The sequence below is a fragment of the Streptomyces sp. NBC_01306 genome, from assembly GCF_026340465.1.
In the GTDB taxonomy this organism is placed as follows: Bacteria; Actinomycetota; Actinomycetes; order Streptomycetales; family Streptomycetaceae; genus Streptomyces.
Genome location: NZ_JAPEPC010000001.1, coordinates 4,715,244 through 4,740,525 on the forward strand (window position 1 = coordinate 4,715,244; position 25,282 = coordinate 4,740,525).

The window sequence follows — 25,282 nt, forward strand, 5'->3', positions numbered from 1 at the left end:
CGGGTCGCCTTCTTCAGCTACTCGCCCCCGGATTCCGCGGTCCGGGGCCCGCCCCGGTGCGTGGCCGCGCACAGCAGCAGGGCGATGGCTGCCGCCGATGTGGGGATCGTGTAGCCGGTGGTGGGGCTCAGGCGTTCCACTACCCAGCCCGCCGTTGCCGAGCCCGTTGCTATGCCGCCCAGCAGTGCCGTGACAGTCAGGGTCATTCCTTCGTTCAACTGGCCCTGCGGGGTGATGCGTTGCACCACCGCCATACCGGTGACCATCGTCGGTGCGGTGGCCGCGCCCGCCAGGAGCAGGGCGGCCGACAGGGCGAGCAGCGAGCCGGTCGCCGATGCCGCGATGAGTGGGCCCGTCATCAGTACGGTCATGGCGGCCAGGCAGCCGAGCAGGCGCCGCCTTACGTTGCGTGCCGGGCGCGCCGATCCGTACAGCAGGCCCGTGATGCATGAGCCGGCTGCCTGGAGTGCGAGGACCGCGCCCGCCGCCGAACGGTGGCCCTGCGCGTCGGCGAAGGCGATCGTGGTCACCTCCATCGCGCCGAAGACCACGCCGGCCGCGAGGAAGACCGCGATCAGGGACGGGAATCCGGGGGCACGGAGCGGTGAGCGCGTCGTGGTCGTACGGGGTGCCGGGGGCGGTTCCGTGGCACGTTGGGCGGCGAAGATCAGTACGCCGGTGACCAGGAGTACCGCTCCCACCAGGGTGCCCGCCTCCGGGAAGAGCGACGAGCAGAGGAACGCCGCCACCACCGGGCCGAGCATGAAGCAGAGCTCGTCCACCGCCTGTTCGAAGGAGTTGGCGGTGTGCAGGGTGTCCGGGTCGCCGCGGTGCAGATGCGACCAGCGCGCCCGGGACATCCCGCCGGTGTTGGGGGTGGTGGCGGTGGCCGCGTAGGCGGCGAACAGCGTCCAGTCGGGGGCCTCGTACCGTACGCAGAGCAGCAGGGCCAGCGAGCCGAGCGCCGCGAGCAGCGTGGCGGGTACGGCGATCCTGGCCTGGCCGTAACGGTCGACCAGGCGCGCCGTCCACGGGCCGACGACCGCTGTGGCGGCGAGACCGGTGGCGGTGACGGACCCGGCGAGCCCGTACGAGCCGCGCGACCCGGCGATCATGATCACGGCGCTGACGCTGAACATCCCCATGGGGAGCCGGGCGAGCAGATTGCCCGCGGTGAAGGCGCGGGCGCCGGGGGTGGCCAGCAGCCGGCGGTACGGGGCGAGGGCTCCGCCGCCCGCGGTGCGGGGGGTGGGGGGAGGCTCCGTGGTGGTGGGGCTGGGGCTGTTGCTCATAGTGCTGGTGGTGCTCGTGGTGCTCGTGGTGCTCGTGGTGCTGCTGGTGGTGGGGTTGGGGTTGGCCGTTCGGGGGTCTGCGCGGGTGTGTTCCGGCTCCATGCGTGTCAGGTTCTCGGGCTCGCCCTGATGTGGTCCAACACCTGTTCGGGGCCGATTGACGCAGTTCCGTTGTAAGTTCGGCGGATGCCTCAGCGCCTCCCGGATATCGACCCCCGTCTGCTGCGTGCCTTTGTCGCCGTCGCGGAGGATCTGCATTTCACCCGCGCTGCCGCCCGTCTCTATGTGGCGCAGCAGGCGCTGAGCCGGGATGTGCGGCGGGTGGAGCGGGAGTTGGGGGCCGAGCTGTTCGTACGGACCACCCGGCAGGTCTCGCTCACGGCTGACGGCGTGCGGCTGCTGCCGTACGCCCGGCGGGTGCTCGCCGCGTACGACGAGCTGGCGGCGGCCTGGACGCATGACGAGCGCCCCCTGCTGGTGGATGTGGGATCCCCGGTCAGCACGGCCTCGCGGTTGCTGGCGCGGGCCCGGGAGATCGCGCCCGATGTCGAGTTCGTGGCGCGGTTCCACAGTGGTCTGACGGGGGGAGCGGCGGAGATCGTGGCGGGCCGCCTCGATGTCTCGGCCGGCCGGATCGCCGGGCTCGCTCCCGAGGTGCTCGATCTGCTCGGCCATCGACCGGTCCGGTTCGAACGGATGGCCGTCCTGCTGCCCGAAGAGCACCGTCTCGCCGGCCTCGACGAGGTTCCGCTGGACGCGCTGGCGGGGGAGACGCTCTATGCCGCGGCGGGAAATCCAGCCACCGCGGAGTGGACCGATCTGGCAGCACGGTTGTTCGCCGGGCGGGGGATCGCGCTGGCGGAGTCCTTCCCGGAGATCGACGGGGAGGAGGAGTTCGCGCGTGTGATTCGCAAACGCCGCTGGTCGGTGCTGGCGAGCACGGTGTTCATCGGGGTTCCCGGCATGGTGCTGCGTCCTCTGGTCGAGCCCGTACCGCTGTCACCGATCTCGCTCGTATGGCGAAAATCCTTGCGACACCCGGGACTCAGTGCACTTCATCAGGCGATCGACGAGGGTGTGGCCTCTCATGGCTGGCTGGACATGCCTGCTGGGGCCTGGCTCCCTGCCGTGGACATGGCGATGTGCGGGCAGATCAGGGGCCGATATGAGCAACTGTGAACAAGCGTCCTGAAGTGGCTTGAAGCTGCGCTAGATTCGCCCACCGGACGAGCAGCGTAGGGGGCGCTCGGGCCTGGGTGGGGACTCGGCCCGGCGGTATCCGTCCGGTCAATGACGCGCAGTGAATCGACCTTGGGGGGATGTGTGGACAGCGGTGGAAAAATGGCGAGAAGGCGCCCGTTTCGGGCGGATGCATGAACCGCATGATGTGACGGTTCAACTCGATGGGCTGGGGCGGGAGTTGCCCGGACCCGGACCCGGACCCGGACCCGGCGCCGGTCCCGGGCCCGGCGCCGGTGACCGCAGCTCGGGCTCCGGGCCCGGCGCCGACCTCGTCCCCGTCCCCGTCCCCGTTCCTGGTCCGCCGACCCGCGTCGGTCAGGGGCGTGAGGTGCGTGAGGTGCGCCAGGTGCCTGAGACGGGTGGAGTGTCTGAAGCGGGCGAGGTGCGTGCGGTGCCGGACGGTGGGGACGTGCCCTCGGTCACCGACAGTCCCGTCTTCGTGGACGCCAGTGGCCGCCGGGGCCGTAAGTACCGCCGTATCGGCTGGTTTCTCGCCTTCGCCTGTGCCTCCTACGCGGTGCTGCTGGTGTTCGCCGTCGTCGGCGGGGATTCCGCCGCCCCCTGGCTGCTGATCCCCGGGCCCTCCGCCGGGAAGAAGGCGGACACCGTCAGGATCCCGGCCGGATCTGTGGCATCCCCGGCGCCGGGGCAGGGCGGTCCGGGCGTGACGCCCGCACCCGTACCGGTGGACGTGGCGTCCACCGGGGCGCCAAAACCGGTCACCGTCGTCGCCCACGGGGTACGGGTCACGCCCACGCCCCCCGGTGCCCGAAGCGCCCCGCCCAACAAGGGCGCCAAGTCAGGAAAGTCGGGTAAGTCAGGCAAGTCCGGCAAGCCTGCGCCACCCGTCCGGGGCCCCGGGGGCGGCTCCACGGATCCGGCGCCCGTGGTGTCCGGTCCGCCGTCCGGTGGCGGTCACACGTCGTCGCCGTCCGCACCGGCCCCTTCGGGCAGCGCGACCGCGCCGACCGGATCCGAGCAGTCCGCATCCCCAGAGAGCGCACCGTAAGCAATGAGAACAGCCCGAGGACCGAGGGCCGTACAAGCCAAGAGGCCCACCCGGCCGACGAAGCCAGCCCCCGCCTCCGTCTCCACCTCCGCCCCCGCCTCCGTCTCCACGCCCGCCAAGCGGACCGTCCGCCGGCGCAGGCCGCCCATGCGGTACCTCCTGCCGCTGCTCCTGCTCGTCGCGCTCTTCGGGATGCTGGTGATGCGCGGCTACGTCCACAGCGAGATCGTCGCCGACCACCGGGTCCGGCCACCGGCGCCGACCGGCGACGTCCCCGACCACATCCTCAACGGCGGCCCGGTCATCGACGCCCGGGGCAAGGGCGAGCCCACCAGCCTGCGCATCCCCGACCACCGGATCGTCCTGACCTTCGACGACGGGCCCGACCCGGAGTGGACCCCGAAGGTCCTCGACGAGCTGAAGAAGTACCACGCGCACGCCGTCTTCTTCGTCACCGGCACCATGGCCTCCCGCTACCCCGCCCTGGTCAGGCGCATGGTCGACGAGGGTCACGAGGTCGGCGTGCACACCTTCAACCACCCCGACCTCTCGTACCAGTCGAAGAGCCGTATCGACCGGGAACTCTCACAGACCCAGCTGGCCCTCGCCGGCGCCGCCGGTATCCGGTCCTCGCTCTTCCGGCCGCCCTACTCGTCGTTCGCCGACGCGCTGGACGACAAGAACTGGCCGGTCGTGAAGTACATCGGCAGCCGCGGCTACATCACCGTGCTCGACTCCATCGACAGCGAGGACTGGCAGCGCCCCGGCGTCCCCACCATCCTGCGCAACGCCACCCCCCAGGGCGGCCGGGGCGCGATCGTCCTCATGCACGACTCGGGCGGCAACCGGGCCCAGACCGTCGCCGCGCTCGGCCGCTATCTTCCCGAACTCCAGCGCGAGGGCTACCAGTTCGCCAGCCTCACCGACGCGCTGGGCGCGCCTTCCGCGCAGACCCCGGTGAGCGGGGCCGAACTGTGGCGCGGCAAGGCGTTCGTCTTCGCGGTCGGGCTCTCCGACGATGTCTCCGGCGTACTGATCGGCTGCCTCGCCGTCGTCGGCGTGCTGGTGTTCGCCCGCTTCGGACTGATGCTGGTGCTCTCCTTCGTCCACGCCCGCAAGGTCCGCGCACCGGACTTCCGCTGGGGGCCACCGGTCACCGAACCCGTATCGGTGCTGGTCCCCGCGTACAACGAACGTGCCTGCATCGTCAGTACGGTCCGCTCGCTCGCCGAGAGCGACCACCCCGTCGAGGTCGTCGTCATCGACGACGGCTCGTCGGACGGTACGGCGGACCTCGTGGAAGCGCTGCGGCTGCCCGGCGTCCGGGTCGTGCGCCAGCGCAACGCGGGCAAGGCCACAGCCCTCAACAACGGCATCGCGCACGCCCGGCACGACCTCGTCGTGATGATGGACGGCGACACCGTCTTCGAAGCGGCCACCGTGCGCGAACTGGTGCAGCCCTTCGGCGACCCGGCGGTCGGCGCGGTCGCCGGGAACGCCAAGGTCGGCAACAGGGACAGCCTCATCGGCGCCTGGCAGCACATCGAGTACGTGATGGGCTTCAACCTGGACCGCCGGATGTACGACGTCCTGGGCTGTATGCCCACCATCCCCGGAGCCGTCGGCGCCTTCCGCCGCACCGCCCTGGACCGCGTCGGCGGGTTGAGCGAGGACACCCTCGCCGAGGACACCGACATCACCATGGCCCTGCACCGCGACGGCTGGCGCGTGGTCTACGCGGAGAACGCCCGCGCCTGGACCGAGGCCCCCGAGAGCGTCCAGCAGCTCTGGTCGCAGCGCTACCGCTGGTCGTACGGCACCATGCAGGCGATCTGGAAGCACCGCCGCGCCCTGGTCGAGCGCGGGACTTCCGGGCGGTTCGGCCGGGTCGGCCTGCCGCTGGTCGCGCTCTTCATGGTGCTGGCACCGCTGCTGGCCCCGCTCATCGACGTCTTCCTGCTGTACGGGCTGATCTTCGGCCCGACGGAGAAGACGGTGCTCGCGTGGCTCGCCGTGCTCTCCATCCAGGCCGTGTGCGCCGCGTACGCGTTCCGGCTCGACCGCGAACGGATGCGCCATCTCGTCTCGCTGCCGCTCCAGCAGATCCTGTACCGGCAGTTGATGTACGTGGTGCTGCTCCAGTCATGGATCACTGCTCTCACCGGCGGCCGGCTGCGGTGGCAGAAGCTGCGCCGTACGGGAGTGGTCGCGGCGAGCACCAGCAGTGACAGCCGCCCGAGTGACAGCCGCTCCAGCGAGAACCACCCAAGTGAGCACCGTCCCAGCGAGAACCACCTCAGCGGGAACCACCCCAGCGAGAACCCGAGGCCTGTCGTATGAGCGCCACCACACCGGCGTCCGTCCCCGCTGCTGCCGACCCTGGTCCCGCCCCCGCTGCTGCCGGCCCCGCTGCTGCCGGCCCCGTACGGGCTTTTCAGCCGACCAGTCCGGCCCCTGAATCCGCACCCGCCTCCGGCTCCGGCCCTCACCCCGGCCTTCCCTCGGGCCGCGACCGCTACCTCGATCTGCTCCGGACCACCGCCCTGGTCCGTGTCGTCTTCTACCACCTGTTCGGCTGGGCCTGGCTGTCGATCGTCTTCCCCTCCATGGGCGTCATGTTCGCCCTCGCGGGCTCCCTGATGGCACGCTCCCTGAGCCGTCCCGCCCTGGGAGTGATCCGCGGCCGGGTCCGCCGGCTGCTGCCGCCGATGTGGGCGTTCGGCGCGCTGATGGTCGGGATGATGGCGTACGCCGGGTGGCGGCCCTCCGTCACGAAGGTGCTGCTCTACCTCGTGCCGGTCGGCGCCCCGCCCTACCCCGACTCGCTCGGCTCCGCGTCCGGCTGGCTGGACCAGGACTGGCCCGACCAGGCGGTGGGTCCGCTCTGGTATCTGCGGGCCTACCTCTGGTTCGTGCTGCTGTCGCCGCTGCTGCTGAGGGCCTTCCGCAGACTGCCCTGGCCGACGCTGCTCGCGCCGCTCGCGCTGACCGCGGTCGTCGGCACCGGACTGGTGACCGTGCCCGGTGAACCGGGCCTCGCCCTCACCGACTTCGCCGTCTACGGCTCCTGCTGGATCCTGGGCTTCGCCCACCAGGACGGGCTGCTCAAGAAGGTGCCGCGCTACTTCCTGGTGTCCTGCGCCGTCCCCGTCATGGCGTTCGGCCTCTGGTGGGCGCACGGCCACCTCGGGCCCGACGGCTGGGACCTCAACGACATCCCGCTCGCCCAGGCCACCTGGTCGTTCGGGGCCTGCGCGCTGCTCCTCGCGTACGCGCCGTCCTGGCGCCAACTGCCGCCCCGGCTGGCCCGGTTCGACCAGGTGATCACGCTCACCAACAACCGCGCGGTGACCATCTACCTCTGGCACAACGCGCTCATCATGGCCACCGTGCCGGTCGTCGACCAGCTGTACAACGTGCCGTTCATCGAGGGCCGGTTCGACTCCGCGCTGACCGCTACGTACAACGTGTGGATGTTCCTCGCGGTGTGGCCGCTGATCGGGCTGACCGTGCTGGCCGTCGGCTGGATCGAGGACCTGGCGGCCGGCCGCAGCCCGCGGCTCTGGCCGGACGGCGCGCGGCGCGCACGCGCTCGGGAGCAGCCGGCGGGCTGAACTGCCCGCCTGCCCGCCTGCCCGCCTGCCCGCCTGCCCGCCTGCCCGCCTGCCCGCCTGCCCGCCTGTCTGGTCTGGCCCCACGCCTCGGACTGCTGCGTCGCTTGTTCCGACGTGGCCCCGGCGGTATACCGTCGCCAGGCCCGTCACGCGCTCCTGGGAGGCCCACGCACCATGCACGACACCGCACCGCCCGAGCAGGGCCCACTCGCCGGGTTCACCGTCGGCGTCACCGCCGCCCGGCGTGCGGAGGAGTTCATCGCGCTGCTCCAGCGGCGTGGTGCCCTGGTCCTGCACGCGCCCGCCCTGCGCATCGTGCCGCTCGCCGACGACAGTGAACTCCGCTCCGCCACGGACGAGTTGATCGGCGTCGCGCCGGACATCGTGATCGCGACCACCGCGGTCGGCTTCCGTGGCTGGGTCGAGGCCGCTGACGGCTGGGGCCTCGGCGAGGCGCTGGCCGGGCGGCTGCGCGGGGCGGAGATCCTCGCGCGCGGGCCCAAGGTCAAGGGCGCGATCCGGGCAGCCGGACTGCGCGAGGACTGGTCGCCCGCCTCCGAGTCGATGGCCGAAGTGCTCGACCGGCTGCTCGCGCAGGGTGTCGCGGGCCGCCGGATCGCGGTGCAGCTGCACGGCGACCCGCTGACCGGCTTCGTGGAGGCGCTGCGGGGTGCGGGCGCGGAGGTGGTCGGCGTACCGGTGTACCGGTGGATGCCGCCCGAGGACATCGCCCCGCTCGACCGGCTGCTCGACGCGACGCTCGCCGGGGCGGTCGACGCCCTGACCTTCACCAGTGCGCCCGCAGCCACCTCGCTGCTGGCCCGCGCGGAGGCACGCGGGCTGCGGGCCGACCTGCTCGCCGCGCTCGGCCACGACGTGCCGGCGGTCTGCGTCGGTCCGGTCACGGCGCTGCCCCTCCAGGCGCAGGGCATCGACACGCTCCAGCCGGAACGCTTCCGGCTCGGGCCGCTGGTCCAGGTCCTCTGCGAGGAACTTCCCGCCCGGGCGGCCAAGTTGTCCGTCGCGGGCCACCGGATCGAGGTCCGGGGCCAGGCGGTCCTGGTGGACGGTGCGCTGCACCCCGTACCCCCGGAGGGGATGGCGCTGCTGCGCGCGCTCGCGAGCGACCCCGGCTCGGTGGTGTCCCGCGCGGACCTGCTGGCGGCGCTCCCGGGCGCGGGCCGCGACGAGCATGCCGTGGAGGCGGCGATGGGCCCGCTGCGGACGGCACTGGGACCGGCGGATCCGATCCGGACCGTGGCCGAGCGCGGCTACCGCCTGGCCATCGACCCGGCGGCGGACATGACGTACGGCGATGGCGACGGCGGCTGAGGGGCGGCAGGGCGTGGTCCGGGGCCACGGGGTGCCCCCCGGGGCCGACCCGGCGGCCGTGCGGAGGGCCCTCGGCGTTACCGTGCCGGAATGATGACCGAAGGAATCCGGCTGCGCCCGGTCGAGCTCTCCGATGCCGAAGCCCTCGCCACCGTCCTGAACCGCAACCGTGAGCACATGCGCCCCTGGGACCCGGCCAGGCCCGAGTCCTTCTACACCGCCGACGGACAGCTGGAGCGCCTCCGGGTCTCGCTGGCCGACCGCGACGCCGGGCGGGCGATGCCGTGGGTGCTGGAGGAGACCGGCACCGGGAACATCGTGGGGAGCATCACCCTCAACAACATCATCATGGGACCGCTCTGCAGCGGGGTCGTCGGCTACTGGGTCGACGCCGGCTGGACCGGCCGGGGCGTGGCGTCCGGCGCGGTCGAGGAGGTCTGCCGGATCGCCCGCGACGAGCTCGGGCTGCACCGCGTCGAGGCCGGGACGGTGCTCGACAACGTTGCCTCGCAACGGGTGCTCGTCAAGTGCGGCTTCGAGACCTACGGGGTGGTGCCCCGCTATCTGCACATCAACGGCGAGTGGCGCGACCACCGGCTCTTCCAGCGCATCCTGCACGACCGGAACTGAAGCCGGTCCCCGGCCAGGCGTATCCGATCAGGAGTACGCGTCAAGCGCGCCGGCGGCGGGGGTTACGGGGCGGCACGTCGCCGGGCACTGTAAGAGGTATGGGTTCGCACGCGTACGAGCTGCGGTTCGACTCCGGGCGCATCTGCCTGGACCTGGTGGCGACAGGGACGGATTCCGTTGAACAACTCGACTGCGGGCGGCGGCTCGCCGCCTGGCTGACCGGCGCCGGGCTCGTCCCGGCCGGCACCGCGCTCCCGGCGCTCGGCGCCGACTGGCTGCACGCCTTCACCGAACTCCGTTCGTACCTGACCGAGTTGATAAGGGCCGAGGTCGCGGGCCGCCCGGCGGAACGGGCACTGGGCGAGGTCAACGCCCGGGCGGCAGGCCCGCCTCCGGGACTGCGGGCGGTACGCGATGAGGGCGGCCGGCTCGTCAGGGAGCTGGCGGCCGCCCCCGAGCGCGACGCCCTGCTCGCCGTCGTCGCCCGCGACGCCGTCGAACTGCTCACCGACCCCGGGGCCCGCGCGCTGCTGCGCCAGTGCGCGGGCGACAACTGCCGGCGGCTGTATCTCGACACCTCCCGTGGGCACCGCCGCCGCTGGTGCTCCAGCGAGGTGTGCGGCAACCGCGAGCGGGTCGCCAGGCACCGCCGCAGAGCGGCCGTCGCGGCCCGCACCTGAGGGAAAGCCGCAGCACGCCCCGGGAACGCCGACGGAACGGCGCCTGACATACGCTCCCCGTTCGCATAAGGTTGACGGTCGCCCAATGCATGCAAGAAGGGGGCCTCAGTGGCCGCGCAGGACGCCGCTGTCGACTCGGTCAGAGACCGCGAGATCGCGACCGAGCAGGAGCACCTCGATCAGGTGTACCGACGCCTTGAGGAGAAGATCCACGAGGCTGAATTCCTCATGAACGACGCCGCCCAGCGCGGCCAGGTCGGCACGCCCGGCGCACTCGCCGAGCGGGACGCCCAGGTCTTCCGGGCCGGAATCCACCTCAACCGCCTCAACAACGAGTTCGAGGACTTCCTCTTCGGACGTATCGACCTGCTCCAGGGCAAGGACGGCAAGAAGGGCCCGGACGGCGCGTACACCGCCGTCGAGCCGGCCGACGACGCCGTACGCCCCGACGACACCGCCGATGTCGCCGAGACCCTGCACATCGGCCGGATCGGGGTCCTGGACTCCGACTACTCGCCGCTGGTCATCGACTGGCGGGCGCCGGCTGCCGCACCCTTCTACCGCTCGACCCCGGTCGACCCCGGCCGGGTCGTACGCCGCCGGGTCATCCGCTCCAAGGGCCGCAAGGTCCTCGGGGTCGAGGACGACCTGATGCGCCCCGAGCTGACCGCGGCGCTGGACGGCGCCCCGCTGGCCGTCGTCGGGGACGGCGCGCTGATGGCCGCGCTCGGGCAGGCCCGCAGTCACACCATGCGCGACATCGTCTCGTCCATCCAGGCCGAGCAGGACCTCGTGATCCGGGCACCGGCCGCATCCGTCACCGAGGTCGCGGGCGGCCCCGGCACCGGCAAGACAGCTGTGGCGCTGCACCGTGCCGCGTACCTGCTCTACCAGGACCGCCGCAAGTACGCGGGCGGCATCCTGATCGTCTCGCCGACGCCGCTGCTCGTGGCGTACACCGAGGGCGTGCTGCCCTCGCTCGGCGAGGAGGGCCAGGTCGCGATCCGCGCGGTCGGCTCGCTGGTGGACGGCGCGGAGGCGACGGCGTACGACGATCCGGCCGTCGCCCGCATCAAGGGCTCGTCGCGGATGCTCCAGGTGCTGCGCAAGGCGGCGCGCGGGGCGCTGGAGAACCCGGCACAGCGTCCGGGACGGCAGCGGACCCGGGGCGGTTCCGGCGGCCAGGGGAGAGACGGGCAGCTGTCCTTCGGCGACGCGGAAGGGCCGGAGGAGCAGGGCCCGGACCGGAGGGACACGGAGACGACAGCGGCTCCCGTCACTCCGGACCGGCTGCGGGTGGTCGCCTTCGGCGGCCGGCTCGAACTCGAATCCGACGAGCTCCAGCGCATCCGCCACAACGTCCTCGGCGGCACCGCGCCCGTCAACCTGCTGCGCCCGCGCGCCCGGCGGCTGCTGCTCGACGCGCTGTGGGCCAAGTCGGGCGGCCGGGCCAGGGGTGCGTCCTCGTACCAGGGTGACCCGGAACTGGCCGCCGAGCTGCGTTCGTCCTTCGACGACGACGTGTCGAACGAGGACAGCTTCACCGACTTCCTGGACGCCTGGTGGCCCGAGCTGACCCCGCGCGGGGTGCTCTCCGCGATGGCCGACGAGCGCAGGCTCGGCCGCTGGGCCCGCCGGGTGCTCAACCAGGGCGAGGTGCGCAAGCTGGCGCGGTCGCTCCGGCGCGAGGCGCTGTCGGTGCACGACGTGGCGCTCCTGGACGAGCTCCAGGCGCTGCTGGGCGCCCCGCACCGGCCCAGGAAGAAGCGCGAGTACGACCCGCTGGACCAGCTCACCGGTCTGGAGGAGCTGATGCCGCACCGCGAGGAGACCCAGTGGGAACGGGCCGAGCGGCTGGCCCAGGAGCGCACCGAGTACGCCCATGTCATCGTCGACGAGGCGCAGGACCTGACGCCCATGCAGTGGCGGATGGTCGGCCGCCGCGGCCGCCAGGCGACATGGACGGTCGTGGGCGACGCGGCCCAGTCGTCGTGGTCGGCCCCGGACGAGGCGGCCGAGGCTCGCGACGAGGCGCTCGGCGCCCGCCCGCGCCGCCGTTTCACCCTGACCGTCAACTACCGGAACCCGGCGGAGATCGCCCAGCTGGCGGCGAAGGTTCTCGCACTGGCCATGCCGGGCATGGAGTCGCCGTCAGCGGTCCGCTCCACCGGGGTCGAGCCGCGCTTCGCGGTCGTGCCGGACGGGGATCTGGCGGGCACGGTGCGGGAGGAGGCACGGCTGCTGCTGGACCGGGTCGACGGCACGGTCGGTGTGGTGGTCGCCATGAACCGGCGTGACCAGGCCAGGAAGTGGCTGGCCGGCCTCGGGGACCGGGTGGTGGCGCTGGGCAGCCTGGAGGCGAAGGGACTTGAGTACGACGCGACGGTCGTGGTGTCGCCCGCGGAGATCGCGGACGAGTCACCGGCCGGGCTGCGGGTGCTGTACGTGGCGCTGACCCGTGCCACCCAGCAGCTCACCGTGGTCTCGGCGGCGGGCGACGCGCCCGACGCCGACGGCGTACCGGATCTGCTGCGGGACTGATTTCCCCGCCCCTTGCCTGCTGCTTCCTTGCTCCTTCCCCGCTCCGTGCGGGGCCCTGCGACAGGTCAGGAGTCAATGTGCCGCAGGGGAATCACTTTCCCGGGTGGTTTGTTAACCTGGTCGTGACACCGGCTCGATCCAAGCCCCCGGGCCCAACCTTCGTCGCTTCGAGCGACCACTTGCCGCGAGGCGAGCATGGCGGGCCGGTGTCACTCAGTTGAAGAAGGTCCGTACCGCCCCCGGGTGGTGCGGACCTTTTCTGTTGGGTGATCCGTACGGTCCGGAGATATGACGCGCCGTGACCACCTGATGTGACGCTTCGTGATCACCCCGGATGCATCTTTCCGCGAACGAGGGTCCGCCGGGGCTTCCCCGACCAGGCGCTTTCTCGTATGGTGGAAAACACTTTCCGAATCGGAGGTCCCATTACCAGCTACTGGCTGGTAGGTGCGACCATCGGATGCGTTTTACTGAACAGCCAGGGAAAAAGCAAAGGAAGTCGGCCATGGCAACGGCGCCCAGCGTCTCGTACTCGATCACGGCGCGTCTGGAGGTTCCCGCGAGCGGGACCGCGGTCAGCCAGCTCACCACGGCCGTCGAGTCCTCCGGTGGCTCGGTCACCGGTCTCGACGTCACCGCTTCCGGCCACGAGAAGCTGCGGATCGACGTCACCATCGCCGCCTCCTCCACCGACCACGCCGACCAGATCGTGCAGCAGCTCAAGGGCATCGAGGGGGTCGAGCTCGGGAAGGTCTCCGACCGTACCTTCCTGATGCACCTCGGCGGCAAGATCGAGATGGCGTCCAAGCACCCCATCCGCAACCGTGACGACCTGTCGATGATCTACACCCCGGGTGTGGCCCGCGTCTGCATGGCGATCGCGGACAACCCCGAGGACGCCCGCCGGCTCACCATCAAGCGCAACTCCGTTGCAGTGGTGACGGACGGGTCCGCGGTGCTGGGGCTCGGCAACATCGGTCCGATGGCCGCGCTGCCGGTCATGGAGGGCAAGGCGGCCCTCTTCAAGCGCTTCGCCGGGATCGACGCCTGGCCGATCTGCCTCGACACCCAGGACTCCGACGCGATCGTGGAGATCGTCAAAGCCATCGCGCCCGGCTTCGCCGGCATCAACCTGGAGGACATCTCGGCGCCCCGCTGCTTCGAGATCGAGGCCCGGCTGCGCGAGGCCCTGGACATCCCGGTCTTCCACGACGACCAGCACGGCACCGCCATCGTCGTGCTCGCCGCGCTGACCAACGCGCTGCGCGTGGTGGACAAGGAGTTCAGTGAGGTCCGGGTGGTCATGTCCGGCGCCGGAGCGGCCGGTACGGCCATTCTGAAGCTGCTCCTGGCCGCGGGCGTCAAGCACGCCGTCGTCGCCGACATCCACGGTGTGGTGCACGCCGGCCGCACGGACCTGGTCGACGCCAAGCCCGAGTCGCCGCTGCGCTGGATCGCCGACAACACCAACCCCGAAGGCGTGACGGGCACGTTGAAGGAGGCCGTGGTCGGCGCCGACATCTTCATCGGCGTCTCGGCCCCGGACGTGCTGGACGGCGACGACGTCGCGGCCATGGCGGACGGCGCGATCGTGTTCGCGCTCGCGAACCCCGACCCCGAGGTCGACCCGGCGATCGCCCGTCAGACGGCGGCAGTTGTGGCCACCGGCCGGTCGGACTTCCCGAACCAGATCAACAACGTGCTGGTCTTCCCGGGTGTCTTCCGCGGTCTGCTGGACGCCCAGTCCCGTACGGTCAACACCGAGATGATGCTGGCCGCCGCGGGCGCGCTCGCGGACGTCGTCGGCGCGGACGAGCTGAACGCGAACTACATCATCCCCTCCGTCTTCAACGACAAGGTCGCCGGGGCTGTCGCGGACGCGGTCAGGTCGGCCGCGAAGTCGGCCGCTGTGACTGTGTCGGGGCCCACGTCCGCCTGACGCTCGGCGCGTCGCGGGACTCGCGGCCCCAAACGCCCCTCTAGGGTGGCGGGAAATGAGCCCCTGGGCGCCCACAGCCGGGTTTCACGGAGTCGACGGAGCGTCACCATCCCGGAACAGTGACGCGTTCGTGTGACTCCGGTGAGTGCCGGATTGGCTTTCCCGCCGTTGGTGGGGGCAGGATGCATATTCGGGCGCGAGGGTCTGACGTCAGACCCGGGTCCGGGGACTGTCCTAGGGCCCTGGCAGCATCGGCTTCGATCTCACGCCTTACAGGCAAGAAGAACACGGGAGTAACAACATGAACCGCAGTGAGCTGGTGGCCGCCCTGGCCGATCGTGCCGAGGTGACTCGTAAGGACGCCGACGCCGTTCTGGCCGCTCTCGCCGAGACGGTCGGCGAGATCGTCGCCAAGGGCGACGAGAAGGTCACCATCCCCGGCTTCCTGACCTTCGAGCGCACCCACCGTGCCGCTCGCACCGCGCGTAACCCGCAGACCGGCGACCCGATCAACATCCCCGCCGGCTACAGCGTGAAGGTCTCCGCGGGCTCGAAGCTCAAGGAAGCCGCCAAGGGCAAGTAGTCCCCAAGCGCAGAGCACAGAACGGAGGGCGGCCACCCGGCAGGGTGGGCCGCCCTCCGGCATGTCCGGACCGCGCCGGCAGCCTGTCCGCAGCTCTGTCGGCCGCGCCGGCAGCCTCTCAGCAGCTCTGGCCGCCGTCCTCGCGGAACGCCAGCAGGTCCACGGCCGTCAGGGACGCGACGAGGGTGGTGCGCGGCCCCTCGGCGATGCCCGGGACCGTGGGGACCGCCAGCAGGCGGCACCCGGCGGCCAGCGCCGCCGCTGCCCCCGTCGGGGTGTCCTCCACGGCCAGACAGCGCGCCGGATCCGCGCCCAGCGCTGCCGCCGCCGTCAGATACGGGTCCGGATGGGGCTTTCCGCGCGCCGATTCGCCCGAGGCCACGGACGTCGCGAACCGGTGCGCGCCCAGCGCTTCCAGCACCATGTCCGCCACATGCCGCTCCGAAGCGGTGACCAGGGCCACCGCGATGCCCAGCGCCGCCGCCTGGTCGAGCAGCCGCAGTGCGCCCGGCTGGACGGTGACACCGGAGGCCACACCGGCCGTGAAGTCCCGGTCGAGGCGGGCGGCGGCGTCGGCCACGGTCAGCCCGATGCCGTGCTCGTGGACCGCGCGTTCCGCGGCGTCGGCCACCGCGGCGCCCGCATAAGCGGCCAGGACCCCGGGCCCGGCGGGCACACCCTGCGCGCTGAGCAGCCGGGCGACGGTCTGCAACCAGGCGTGCTCGGTGTCGACCAGGGTGCCGTCCATGTCGCACAGCAGCGCCGCGGGGAGCGTCATGAGGGCTCGCTTTTCTGTTCCGGTGCGGTACGGGCCAGGGGGTTGGCCTGTGTGGAGTTGCGTACGGTGAAGACGACCGAGCCGGGGCGGTAGCGGTCGTCCGAGGTCTCGACGGGCCGCCCGTCGGCGGTGAGCGTGGTGCGCCGCACCCGCAGCAGCGGGCTGCCGCGGCGTACCCGCAGTTCACGGGCGTCGACGGTGCCCGCAGCGACGGCGTCCAGATGGTGCTCGCCGTGCGCGAAGACCAGCCCGGTGTCGTCGAGCAGCCGCTGGGTGACGGACTCGCAGTCGGCGGGCAGGGCTTCGACGGCGTCGGCAGTCCAGCCCGCGTAGACCGTCCGCTCCAGCAGGACCGGGGCGCCGTCCAGGGTGCGCAGCCGCAGCACGCGCAGCACGCCGTCGCCCGGTGCCAGTTGGAGCAGCGCGGCCTCCTCGGCGCTCGCACCGCCGCGTACGGAGTCCAGGACGAGCCCGCCCGGGAGGTGCCCGCCGGCCCGCGCCCACTGCGCGAAACTGCGCAGTTCGCTGAAACTCTGACTGGGTGTGGTGCTCAGCACAGTGTGGCGCGTGCCCTGCCGGGAGCCGAGCAGCCCTTCGGCGAGCAGCGTCGACAGGGCCTGCCGTACGGTGCCGCGCGAAACGCCGTGCACCGCGGCCAGTTCGGTCTCCGACGGCAGCGCGGAACCGACCGGAAACCGGCCTTCCGCGAGGTCACGGCGGAGAGTGTCGGCGATCTCCTGATGCCGTCGCGTCACGTCACTCCTCCTGGTGGGCCCGGGGTTCCGGGGCGGCGGCTGATCATGTCATCTGTACACACCGTCAGGCATTCCACGGAGGTTCGAGGTATGTGTCTCACCGATCCGAGCCATCTTAAACCAAAACTTATATAACGCTTCTGACCTGCACTTTTTGAGGTCGTTCGGGCTTGTTCGACGGCCTTCTTGCTGTTAGCTTGCCCAGGCTTACTGACTGATGGCTTGTCCAGACAAGTGGCTGGCCTAGAACCACAGGCCTTGAATCGCAGGAGTACAACGTGAACCCATCCCGACCGGCCCGCATCGCATCCCTCGCGGCAGCCGTGCTCGCGACCGCGACGGTGGTCAGCGGCTGTGGGGCCGCCCCCACCGCCGACGCCGCCGACAGCAAGGCGGCGAAGGCGGAATCGGCAGCGGACCTCGGCGGGATGGCGGCCCTCGCCAAGGCGGCCAAGAAGGAAGGCACGCTGAACGTCTACGCGCTCGCCCCCGACTGGGCGAACTACGGCGAGATGATCTCGGCCTTCGAGAAGAAGTACGGCATCAAGGTCAACAACGAGAACCCCGGCGGCAGCAGCCAGCAGGCCCTCAACGCGGCGGCCAAGCGCAAGGGCCAGGACCGGGCCGTCGACGCGCTGGACCTCGGCACCGCGTACATGCAGCAGGCCAAGGCGCAGAAGCTGCTCGCCCCGTACAAGGTCACCGGCTGGAACGGCATACCCGCCGCCCAGAAGCAGGCCGACGGCTCGTATCTGAACAACTACGGCGGTTACATCTCGATCGGCTGCGATGCCAAGGCCGTCACGCACTGCCCGAAGACGTTCAAGGACCTGCTGAAGCCCGAGTACAAGGACAAGGTCGCCCTCAACGGCAACCCGGGCGAGTCCAGTTCGGCGCTGGCCGCCGTCTTCGCCGCCTCGCTGGCCAACGGCGGCTCCCTCGACGACGTACAGCCCGGCCTCGACTTCTTCAAGGAGCTGAAGAAGAAGGGCAACTACGTCCCCGCCGAGTCGACCCTCGCCACCATCCAGAAGGGCGAGACGCCCATCTCGATCGACTGGGACTACCTCAACCTCGGGTACGCCGCGAAGCTGAAGGCCAAGGGCGTCGACTGGAAGGTCACGGCCCCGGCCGACGGCGAGTACTCCAACTACTACAACCAGGGCGTCAACAAGTACGCCCCGCACCCGGCGGCCGCCCGGCTGTGGATGGAGTTCCTCTACAGCACCGAGGGCCAGAACATCTGGCTGCGCGGCTTCTCCCGGCCCGCCCTGCTCGACGTGATGGAGAAGAACGGCACCGCCGACAAGGCCGCCAAGGCGCTTCCGCACGTGGAGGGCACCGCGAAGACCGCGAGCCCCGCCCAGGAGGCCAAGGCCAAGGAGGCCATCGTGCAGGGCTGGGCCAAGGCGGTCAGCTGACGATGGCCGATCAAGCCGTTGACGCGGCCGTCGTCGCCGAAGCGAAACCGGCCGTACGCCGCCGGGGCCGCCACCGCTGGCCCGTCGTCCTCCCGTACTTCGTCTTCCTCGCCCTCTGCTTCGGGCTGCCCGCGGGGACCATGGCGTACAACGCCTTCATGGTCACCGACCCGAGCGGCGCCGCCCGGTTCGGCACCGACAACGTCAGCAACTCGCTCTCCGGTGCGTACGCGACAGGGCTCACCGGAAGCGTCGAACTCTCCGTCGTCAGCGCCCTGCTGGCCACCCTCTTCGGTGCGCTGATCGCTCAGGCCGTCGCCTCGTCGGGACGCCCCGCGCTCCGCAAGGCGGTCGTCGCGGCCTCCGGGGTCTTCGCCAACTTCAGCGGAGCGCCGCTCGCCTTCGCCTTCATCGCCACCCTCGGCACCACCGGCACGCTCACCAAGCTGCTGTCGCTTCACTCCACCGGCTTCAGCCTCTACAGCTTCACCGGTCTGGTGCTCGCCTACCTCTACTTCATGATCCCGCTGATGGTGGTGACCGTACTGCCCGCGCTCGACGGGCTGCGCACCCAGTGGCAGGAGGCCGCCGCGTCCTGCGGAGCCACCCGACGGCAGTTCTGGCTGCACATCGGCATCCCGGTGCTGACGCCCTCGCTGCTCGGCGGCGCGGTCCTGATGTTCGGCACCGCCTTCGCCTCGCAGGCCACCGCGGCGGTGATGACGGGGAGTTCGGTGCCGCTGATCACCCTCCAGATCTCCAACGCCCTCAACGGCAACGTGCTGGCCGGCCAGGAGAACCTGGCGCTCGCCATGAGCCTCAACATGGTCGTGATCGCGCTGCTCGTGATGGCCGTACAGATCCCGCTGCAGCGACGGAGTGCCCGATGGCTCGGATGACGACAGCAGGCACGGCCGGGCGTACCCGCGTCCCGGTGCTCGTGCTGGCCGCGCTCTACTTCCTGGTGCCGGTCCTGGCCTCGCTCTGGTTCACGGTCGACAACGCCGACGGGATCAGCTTCGACCCGTACACCAAGGGCCTGGGCTCCGACGGGATGACCAGCAGTCTGCTGCTCTCGCTGGGGCTCGGACTCGCCACCGTCGTCCTCGGACTCGCCCTGATGGTGCCGACGACGGTCGCGGTCGCCCTGTACTTCCCCGGGCTCCGGCGCACGGTCGAGATCCTCTCCATGATGCCGCTGGTGGTGCCCCCGATCGCCCTGGTCGCGGGCGTCAGCACCGTCCTGTCCTGGCAGCAGGACCTCGCCACGACCCCGCTCTACGGGACCTTCCAGGCCCTGCAGAACAAGGACTTCCCGCTGATCCTCGTCCTGGTCTACACGGTGATGTCGCTGCCGTTCCTGTACCGCTCGCTGGACGCGGGACTGCGCGCCGTCGACCTCCGTACGCTCGTCGAGGCGTCCCGGAGCCTGGGCGCCTCGCGCACCCAGACCCTGCTGCGGGTCGTCGTACCGAACCTGCGCTCCGCGGTGATCGGCGGGGCCGTGCTCAGCCTGGCCATGGTGCTCGGCGAGTACACCGTCGCCTCCGTGCTGGGCTTCGCACCGTTCGCCGTGTGGATGGTGCAGGTCGGCGACAGTGAAGCCCAACTCTCCGTAGCCGCCGCGATGTTGAGTCTTCTGATCAGCTGGGGGCTGCTGCTCCTGCTCACCACCCTGGCCGGCGGCCGCAACCGAAGGAAGGCCACACGATGAGTGTTCCCGTACAACTCAGGAACCTGCGGAGGGACTTCGGTCCCACGGTGGCACTCGCCGGTCTCGACCTGGACATCGGTCCCGGCGAACTGGTGGCCCTGCTCGGGCCCTCCGGCTGCGGGAAGACCACCGCGCTGCGCATCATCGCGGGCTTCGAGTCCGCGGACAGCGGCGAACTGCTGATGGACGGGCGCGACGTCACCTCCGTCCCCGCCCACCGGCGCGACATCGGCATGGTGTTCCAGTCGTACAGCCTCTTCCCGAACATGACCGCCGCCGAGAACGTGGCGTACGGGCTGCGGGTGCGCGGGAAGGCCGCCGCCGAGCGGCGTACGCGCTCCGCCGAACTCCTCGAACTGGTCGGCCTCCCCGGCCGCGGGGACCACTACCCGCACCAGCTCTCCGGCGGCCAGCAGCAGCGCGTGGCACTGGCCCGCGCGCTCGCCGTCCAGCCGAAGGTGCTGCTCCTCGACGAGCCGCTGTCGGCGCTGGACGCCAAGGTGCGGCTCACGCTGCGCGAGGAGATCCGCCGCATCCAGCTGGAGCTGGCGATCACCACGGTCTTCGTCACGCACGACCAGGAGGAGGCGCTGTCCATGGCGGACCGCGTCGCCGTGATGAAGGACGGCAGGCTTGAGCAGTGCGCGGCCCCGTCCGAGCTGTACGAACGCCCGGCGACGCCGTTCGTGGCCGAGTTCGTGGGCACGATGAACCGGCTGCCCGGCACGGTGCGGGACGGGGGAGTGGTGGAGCTCTTCGGCCGCCGGCTCCCCATCCACGGGGCCGCGCCGGCCACCGGCCAGGAGGTCGATGTCCTGCTGCGGCCGGAAGGGCTCGCGGTCGGCGCGGCGGACGCGGACGGGGGGACCGGGGCGACCGTACGGGTGGCGACCTTCCTGGGGCCCACCACTCGGCTGCACCTCACCACGGATGGCGGGATCGCGCTCAAGGCCGATCTGCCGAGCTGGGAGGCGGGGAAGCTCACGGTGGGGGCCCGGTGCACGCTTTCGCCGCACGAGAATCCGGTGCTTGTGGCTGAGCGGTGAGGTGGCGGTGTGGAGCGGCGCCGAAGGGTGCGGGTGTATCGCGCAGCCTTCGGCGCGCTCGTCCTCAAACTCCCCCAGCTACCGCTGGGAGGTGCCCCCAGGACGGGCTTGTTCTGCCCGTCAGACCAGTGCCGCGCCCGGCAGTTCCACCTTTGCGCCCAGTTCGATCAGCTTGTCGAGGAAGTTCTCGTAGCCGCGGTTGATCAGGTCGATGCCGTGCACCCGTGACGTGCCCTGGGCCGCCAGTGCGGCGATCAGGTACGAGAAGCCGCCGCGCAGGTCGGGGATGACCAGGTCGGCGCCCTGCAGCTTGGTGGGGCCGCTGACGACCGCCGAGTGCAGGAAGTTGCGCTGGCCGAACCGGCAGTCCGAACCGCCCAGGCACTCGCGGTAGAGCTGGATGTGCGCGCCCATCTGGTTCAGCGCGGACGTGAAGCCGAGCCGGGACTCGTACACCGTCTCGTGGACGATGGAGAGGCCGCTCGCCTGGGTCAGCGCCACCACCAGCGGCTGCTGCCAGTCGGTCTGGAAACCGGGGTGGACGTCGGTCTCCAGCGCGATGGCGTTGAGCGGGCCGCCCGGGTGCCAGAAGCGGATGCCCTCGTCGTCGATCTCGAAGGCGCCGCCGACCCGGCGGAACGTGTTGAGGAACGTCATCATCGAGCGCTGCTGGGCGCCGCGTACATAGATGTTGCCCTCGGTCGCCAGCGCGGCCGACGCCCAGGACGCGGCCTCCAGACGGTCCGGCAGCGCCCGGTGGTTATAGCCGCCGAGCTGGTCGACACCGGTGATCCGGATCGTCCGGTCGGTGTCCATCGAGATGATCGCGCCCATCTTCTGCAGCACGCAGATGAGGTCCTCGATCTCCGGCTCCACGGCGGCGTTCGACAGCTCGGTGACGCCCTCGGCGAGCACCGCCGTCAGCAGCACCTGCTCGGTCGAGCCGACCGACGGGTACGGCAGCCGGATCTTGCAGCCGCGCAGCCGCTGCGGGGCCTCCAGGTACTGGCCGTCCGCCCGCTTCTCGATCGTCGCGCCGAACTGGCGCAGCACCTCGAAGTGGAAGTCGATCGGCCGGCCGCCGATGTCGCAGCCGCCGAGACCGGGGATGAACGCGTGACCCAGCCGGTGCAGCAGCGGGCCGCAGAAGAGGATCGGGATGCGGGAGGAGCCCGCGTGGGCGTCGATGTCCGCGACGTTGGCGCTCTCGACGTGCGACGGGTCGAGGATCAGCTCGCCCGGTTCCTCACCGGGGCGGACGGTCACACCGTGCAGCTGGAGCAGCCCGCGCACGACGCGTACGTCCCGGATGTCGGGCACATTGCGCAGTCTGCTCGGACCGCTGCCGAGCAGCGCGGCGACCATCGCCTTGGGCACGAGGTTCTTCGCGCCGCGAACGCGGATCTCGCCCTCAAGCGGGTTACCGCCGTGGACGAGCAGGACATCGTCGGTGCCAGTGCCGGTCATGAATCTCGCGTTCCGGTGGAGGAGGGGTGGACAGAGGGGCAGTCTCACAGAGTAAGGGGCGAAGACCCCCCTTCCATAAGGCAACGGGGGGCTGTCGTGCGTCATGACTTCGCTACAACACGTTCCGTACGGAATCGGTCACGGCGTGCCGCCGCGCGTCACTCCGTACGGAGCCGCCCCGGCTGCCCGCGTGGCCGAGCTTCTTCCGCGCTGAGCTGCGGCCGGGTAAGTGTTCCCGGCCCCGGGCCCCACGGAGCGCGATTGTGCGGGATCATGTGTGCCATGACGGAGGTGTCCTCGCTCACAGGGCGGCTGCTCGTGGCCACTCCCGCCCTGGCGGACCCGAATTTCGACCGTGCCGTGGTGCTCGTCCTCGACCATGACGGGGAGGGCTCACTCGGGGTGGTCCTGAACCGCCCGACCCCGGTCGGTGTCGGTGACATCCTGGCGGGCTGGGAGCAGCTCACGGGGGAGCCCGGCGTCGTCTTCCAGGGCGGCCCGGTCTCGCTGGACTCGGCGCTGGGCATCGCGGTGATCCCGGGCGGCGCGAGGAGCGGGGGCGGTGCGTTCGAGTTTCCGGGCATCGACGAGCCCACCCCCCGGCGCAGGCCGTGGGGGGACGCGGCCACGGGGCTGCGGCGCCGCGCCGACCGGGACGACCCCATCGGCTGGCGGCGGGTGTACGGCGCGATCGGCCTGGTCGATCTGGAGACCCCGCCCGAACTGCTCGCGGCGGCGCTCGGCTCGCTGCGGATCTTCGCCGGATACGCGGGCTGGGGCCCGGGACAGCTGGCCGCGGAGGTGACGGAGGGGGCCTGGTACGTGGTGGATTCGGAGCCCGGCGACGTGTCGTCACCCGACCCGGACGGGCTGTGGCGGTCGGTGCTGAGGCGCCAGCGGAGCGGACTGGCGATGATCGCCACCTATCCGGAGGACCCTTCGCTGAACTGAAGGCGGAATGAGTCAGTACCCTTGGCCCCCATGAGCACTCTTGAGCCCGAGCGCGGGGCAGGTACGGGGACCCTCGTAGAGCCGACACCCCAGGTGTCGAACGGCGACGGCGACCACGAGCGCTTCGCCCACTATGTCCAGAAGGACAAGATCATGGCGAGCGCGCTGGAAGGCACGCCTGTTGTCGCACTCTGCGGCAAGGTCTGGGTGCCGGGCCGCGACCCGAAGAAGTATCCGGTCTGCCCCATGTGCAAGGAGATCTACGAGTCTATGGGCGCCGGCGGCGACAAGGACAAGGGCGGCAAGGACGGCGGCAAGAAGTAGCGCCCCGCTCCACCCGTCCCGCTCCACCCCGTCCCGCTCCTCCGCAGGCGCACGGACCGGCCGCGGCCTCCCCCGGGAGGCCGGCCGGCGGTGCGCCTGTACGTCTGTGCTGCCCGGTGAATTGGTCTATGCCACTTGCCGTGGGTCCGGCAGGATGGGCGCATGGATCTGATTCCCGCGCCCCTCGGCGCACAGGAGACGCAGGACGGCGGCGCGTTCACCCTGGACGCCGGCACGGTCATCGATGCCGGACCCGGCACCGAGGGGGTCGCCCGGTGGCTGCGGCAGGTGCTCGGCGACGCGACCGGACTGCCCCTGGGCGCCGGTCCCGTGAGCGATTCGGGTTCTGATTCGAGTACTGATTCGGGTCCGAGTTCTGATTCCGGTTCTGATTCCGGTTCCGCGGAGGGAGCGGGCTCCGCCGGCGGGACCGTCCGGCTCCGGATCGCCCCCGTACCCGGCGCAGGACCCGAGGCGTACACGCTGTCCGTCGGCAGCGACGGCGTCCGTCTGGACGGCGGCAGCGCGGCCGGTGTTTTCTGGGGAGCGCAGACACTCCGTCAGCTGCTCGGTCCCGGCGCCTTCCGGCGGGCGCCGCTGCGGGCCGGCGCCCCGTGGCGGATCCCCGCCTGCGCCATCGAGGACAGCCCCCGGTTCGCCTGGCGCGGCATGATGCTCGACGTGGCACGGCACTTCATGCCCAAGGACGGTGTCCTGCGCTATCTCGACCTCCTCGCTGCCCACAAGCTGAACGTCTTCCACTTCCACCTCACCGACGACCAGGGCTGGCGCATCGAGATCAAGCGCTACCCGCGGCTGACCGAGGTCGGCGCCTGGCGCTCCCGTACGAAGTGGGGCCACCGCGCGTCACCGCTCTGGGACGAGAAGCCGCACGGCGGTTACTACACCCAGGACGACATCCGCGAGATCGTCGCGTACGCCGCCGAGCGGCACATCACCGTCGTCCCCGAGATCGACGTCCCGGGCCACTCGCAGGCCGCCATCGCCGCCTATCCGGAGCTCGGCAACACGGATGTCATCGACACGGCCGCCCTCACCGTCTGGGACACCTGGGGCGTCAACCCCAATGTGCTCGCCCCGGCGGAGAGTTCGCTGCGCTTCTACGAAGGCGTACTGGAGGAGGTCCTCGCCCTCTTCCCCTCCACCTTCATCCACCTCGGCGGCGACGAGTGCCCCAAGGAGCAGTGGAAGGAGTCGGCGGCCGCCCAGGCGAAGATCGAGGAGCTGGGCCTCGGCGACGAGGACGAGCTCCAGTCGTGGTTCATCCTGCACTTCGACCGCTGGCTCGCCGACCGCGGCCGCCGTCTCATCGGCTGGGACGAGATCCTGGAGGGCGGTCTCGCACCCGGTGCGGCCGTCTCGTCCTGGCGCGGTTACGCGGGCGGGATCGCCGCGGCCGAGGCGGGGCACGACGTCGTCATGTGCCCCGAGCAGCAGGTGTATCTGAACTTCCGGGAGGACGGCGGCGAGGACGAGCCGATGCCCATCGGGTACGTCCGCACCCTGGAGGACGTCTACCGCTTCGAGCCCGTACCGCCCCAGCTGAGCCCCGAGGCCGCCGCACACGTCCTCGGCACCCAGGCCAACGTCTGGACCGAGGTGACGGAGAACCAGAGCCGGGTGGACTACCAGGTGTTCCCGAGGCTCGCGGCCTTCGCGGAGGTCGCCTGGTCGGAGCTGCCGGAACCGGCGGCCCGCGACTTCGCGGACTTCGGCCGGCGGATGGCCGCGCACTACGCCCGACTTGACGCGCTCGGTGTCCAGTACCGCCCGCCGGGCGGCCCGTTGCCCTCGCAGCGGCGGCCCGCCCCCGCGGGGATGACGTCCGCGGTTCTCGGACGCCCGATCGAGGGGGCGCCCCCAAACGTGTGAGCGTGCGGGCAAGGTGTGTACGGGGTTCTCGCCTCTCCGCCACCATGTACCGCCGGGCCGAACAACTCAGG

21 protein-coding genes are annotated in these 25,282 nt (G+C 71.2%); 17 read left to right on the forward strand and 4 right to left on the reverse strand.

What is annotated here, in order from left to right:
• Positions 1–17: 17 nt before the first annotated feature.
• A complete protein-coding gene (locus OG385_RS20785; protein ID WP_266856493.1) occupies positions 18–1,394 on the reverse strand; it encodes an MFS transporter in 1,377 nt (458 codons plus the stop codon).
• A gap of 84 nt (positions 1,395–1,478) precedes the next feature.
• Here OG385_RS20785 and OG385_RS20790 point away from each other — a divergent pair, with 84 nt between their 5' ends.
• From OG385_RS20790 to OG385_RS20835, 10 genes are all read left to right on the forward strand, one after another.
• On the forward strand, positions 1,479–2,471 hold the full coding sequence (locus OG385_RS20790) for a LysR family transcriptional regulator (protein WP_266856495.1): 993 nt from the start codon (positions 1,479–1,481) through the stop codon (positions 2,469–2,471).
• Positions 2,472–2,880: 409 nt separating this feature from the next.
• Positions 2,881–3,543: a hypothetical protein gene (locus tag OG385_RS20795; protein WP_266861036.1), complete on the forward strand. Its 663-nt coding sequence runs from the start codon at positions 2,881–2,883 to the stop codon at positions 3,541–3,543.
• Between the two features lie 147 nt (positions 3,544–3,690).
• Positions 3,691–5,883: a glycosyltransferase gene (locus OG385_RS20800; RefSeq protein ID WP_266856497.1), complete on the forward strand. Its 2,193-nt coding sequence runs from the start codon at positions 3,691–3,693 to the stop codon at positions 5,881–5,883.
• The gene (locus OG385_RS20805; RefSeq protein ID WP_266856499.1) at positions 5,880–7,157 is read left to right on the forward strand and encodes an acyltransferase; all 1,278 of its coding nucleotides are present in this window, start codon (positions 5,880–5,882) and stop codon (positions 7,155–7,157) included. The genes OG385_RS20800 and OG385_RS20805 overlap by 4 nt, the downstream gene beginning before the upstream one ends.
• A 174-nt stretch (positions 7,158–7,331) precedes the next feature.
• Positions 7,332–8,489 carry a uroporphyrinogen-III synthase gene (locus OG385_RS20810; RefSeq protein WP_266856501.1) on the forward strand — a complete coding sequence of 386 codons (1,158 nt, stop codon included), beginning with the start codon at positions 7,332–7,334 and terminating at the stop codon, positions 8,487–8,489.
• 90 nt (positions 8,490–8,579) lie between these two features.
• Positions 8,580–9,119, forward strand: coding sequence for a GNAT family N-acetyltransferase (locus tag OG385_RS20815; RefSeq protein WP_266856503.1), 540 nt, complete (start codon positions 8,580–8,582; stop codon positions 9,117–9,119).
• A gap of 98 nt (positions 9,120–9,217) precedes the next feature.
• On the forward strand, positions 9,218–9,799 hold the full coding sequence (locus OG385_RS20820) for a CGNR zinc finger domain-containing protein (RefSeq protein WP_266856505.1): 582 nt from the start codon (positions 9,218–9,220) through the stop codon (positions 9,797–9,799).
• A gap of 108 nt (positions 9,800–9,907) precedes the next feature.
• Positions 9,908–12,340, forward strand: coding sequence for a UvrD-helicase domain-containing protein (locus OG385_RS20825; RefSeq protein WP_266856507.1), 2,433 nt, complete (start codon positions 9,908–9,910; stop codon positions 12,338–12,340).
• A gap of 505 nt (positions 12,341–12,845) precedes the next feature.
• A complete protein-coding gene (locus OG385_RS20830; RefSeq protein ID WP_266856509.1) occupies positions 12,846–14,279 on the forward strand; it encodes an NAD-dependent malic enzyme in 1,434 nt (477 codons plus the stop codon).
• A 301-nt stretch (positions 14,280–14,580) separates the two neighbouring features.
• Positions 14,581–14,862, forward strand: coding sequence for an HU family DNA-binding protein (locus tag OG385_RS20835; RefSeq protein ID WP_003968811.1), 282 nt, complete (start codon positions 14,581–14,583; stop codon positions 14,860–14,862).
• 118 nt (positions 14,863–14,980) lie between these two features.
• On the opposite strand, the gene OG385_RS20840 is transcribed toward OG385_RS20835, so the two are convergent.
• Together OG385_RS20840 and OG385_RS20845 are read right to left on the reverse strand one after the other, a co-directional pair.
• Entirely contained in the window at positions 14,981–15,640 is a 660-nt protein-coding gene (locus OG385_RS20840; RefSeq protein ID WP_266856511.1) for an HAD family phosphatase, read from the reverse strand.
• Entirely contained in the window at positions 15,637–16,395 is a 759-nt protein-coding gene (locus tag OG385_RS20845) for a GntR family transcriptional regulator (protein ID WP_266856513.1), read from the reverse strand. The genes OG385_RS20840 and OG385_RS20845 overlap by 4 nt, the downstream gene beginning before the upstream one ends.
• A gap of 302 nt (positions 16,396–16,697) precedes the next feature.
• Here OG385_RS20845 and OG385_RS20850 point away from each other — a divergent pair, with 302 nt between their 5' ends.
• The 4 genes from OG385_RS20850 to OG385_RS20865 are packed head-to-tail and all read left to right on the forward strand — an operon-like array spanning position 16,698 to position 20,576.
• On the forward strand, positions 16,698–17,816 hold the full coding sequence (locus OG385_RS20850) for an ABC transporter substrate-binding protein (RefSeq protein WP_266861037.1): 1,119 nt from the start codon (positions 16,698–16,700) through the stop codon (positions 17,814–17,816).
• Between the two features lie 2 nt (positions 17,817–17,818).
• Complete coding sequence (locus OG385_RS20855; RefSeq protein ID WP_266856515.1) at positions 17,819–18,715, forward strand: ABC transporter permease subunit; 897 nt, start codon at positions 17,819–17,821, stop codon at positions 18,713–18,715.
• Positions 18,712–19,530: an ABC transporter permease gene (locus OG385_RS20860; RefSeq protein ID WP_266856517.1), complete on the forward strand. Its 819-nt coding sequence runs from the start codon at positions 18,712–18,714 to the stop codon at positions 19,528–19,530. The genes OG385_RS20855 and OG385_RS20860 overlap by 4 nt, the downstream gene beginning before the upstream one ends.
• A complete protein-coding gene (locus tag OG385_RS20865; protein ID WP_266856519.1) occupies positions 19,527–20,576 on the forward strand; it encodes an ABC transporter ATP-binding protein in 1,050 nt (349 codons plus the stop codon). The genes OG385_RS20860 and OG385_RS20865 overlap by 4 nt, the downstream gene beginning before the upstream one ends.
• A gap of 120 nt (positions 20,577–20,696) precedes the next feature.
• Here the strand turns inward: OG385_RS20865 and murA are convergent, their stop codons facing one another.
• Entirely contained in the window at positions 20,697–22,043 is a 1,347-nt protein-coding gene (gene murA / locus OG385_RS20870; protein ID WP_164266016.1) for a UDP-N-acetylglucosamine 1-carboxyvinyltransferase, read from the reverse strand.
• A 273-nt stretch (positions 22,044–22,316) separates the two neighbouring features.
• On the opposite strand from murA, the gene OG385_RS20875 reads away from it, so the two are divergent.
• From OG385_RS20875 to OG385_RS20885, 3 genes are all read left to right on the forward strand, one after another.
• A complete protein-coding gene (locus OG385_RS20875) occupies positions 22,317–22,994 on the forward strand; it encodes a YqgE/AlgH family protein (RefSeq protein WP_266856523.1) in 678 nt (225 codons plus the stop codon).
• A 30-nt stretch (positions 22,995–23,024) separates the two neighbouring features.
• Positions 23,025–23,318, forward strand: a complete 294-nt coding sequence (locus tag OG385_RS20880) for a DUF3039 domain-containing protein (protein ID WP_164266014.1) — start codon at positions 23,025–23,027, stop codon at positions 23,316–23,318.
• Positions 23,319–23,480: 162 nt separating this feature from the next.
• Positions 23,481–25,211 carry a beta-N-acetylhexosaminidase gene (locus tag OG385_RS20885; protein WP_266856526.1) on the forward strand — a complete coding sequence of 577 codons (1,731 nt, stop codon included), beginning with the start codon at positions 23,481–23,483 and terminating at the stop codon, positions 25,209–25,211.
• The last annotated feature ends 71 nt before the right edge of the window (positions 25,212–25,282 follow it).

Bases quoted from the DNA above. Each gene is read 5' to 3' on its own strand.
- OG385_RS20855 (WP_266856515.1), top strand. From the start codon at position 17,819: ATGGCCGATCAAGCCGTTGACGCGGCCGTCGTCGCCGAAGCGAAACCG.
- OG385_RS20865 (WP_266856519.1), top strand. From the start codon at position 19,527: ATGAGTGTTCCCGTACAACTCAGGAACCTGCGGAGGGACTTCGGTCCC.
- OG385_RS20885 (WP_266856526.1), top strand. From the start codon at position 23,481: ATGGATCTGATTCCCGCGCCCCTCGGCGCACAGGAGACGCAGGACGGC.
- OG385_RS20800 (WP_266856497.1), top strand. From the start codon at position 3,691: ATGCGGTACCTCCTGCCGCTGCTCCTGCTCGTCGCGCTCTTCGGGATG.
- OG385_RS20820 (WP_266856505.1), top strand. From the start codon at position 9,218: ATGGGTTCGCACGCGTACGAGCTGCGGTTCGACTCCGGGCGCATCTGC.
- OG385_RS20880 (WP_164266014.1), top strand. From the start codon at position 23,025: ATGAGCACTCTTGAGCCCGAGCGCGGGGCAGGTACGGGGACCCTCGTA.
- murA (WP_164266016.1), bottom strand. From the start codon at position 22,043: ATGACCGGCACTGGCACCGACGATGTCCTGCTCGTCCACGGCGGTAAC.
- OG385_RS20790 (WP_266856495.1), top strand. From the start codon at position 1,479: ATGCCTCAGCGCCTCCCGGATATCGACCCCCGTCTGCTGCGTGCCTTT.
- OG385_RS20810 (WP_266856501.1), top strand. From the start codon at position 7,332: ATGCACGACACCGCACCGCCCGAGCAGGGCCCACTCGCCGGGTTCACC.
- OG385_RS20830 (WP_266856509.1), top strand. From the start codon at position 12,846: ATGGCAACGGCGCCCAGCGTCTCGTACTCGATCACGGCGCGTCTGGAG.
- OG385_RS20875 (WP_266856523.1), top strand. From the start codon at position 22,317: ATGTGTGCCATGACGGAGGTGTCCTCGCTCACAGGGCGGCTGCTCGTG.
- OG385_RS20805 (WP_266856499.1), top strand. From the start codon at position 5,880: ATGAGCGCCACCACACCGGCGTCCGTCCCCGCTGCTGCCGACCCTGGT.
- OG385_RS20785 (WP_266856493.1), bottom strand. From the start codon at position 1,394: ATGGAGCCGGAACACACCCGCGCAGACCCCCGAACGGCCAACCCCAAC.
- OG385_RS20840 (WP_266856511.1), bottom strand. From the start codon at position 15,640: ATGACGCTCCCCGCGGCGCTGCTGTGCGACATGGACGGCACCCTGGTC.
- OG385_RS20860 (WP_266856517.1), top strand. From the start codon at position 18,712: ATGACGACAGCAGGCACGGCCGGGCGTACCCGCGTCCCGGTGCTCGTG.
- OG385_RS20835 (WP_003968811.1), top strand. From the start codon at position 14,581: ATGAACCGCAGTGAGCTGGTGGCCGCCCTGGCCGATCGTGCCGAGGTG.
- OG385_RS20815 (WP_266856503.1), top strand. From the start codon at position 8,580: ATGATGACCGAAGGAATCCGGCTGCGCCCGGTCGAGCTCTCCGATGCC.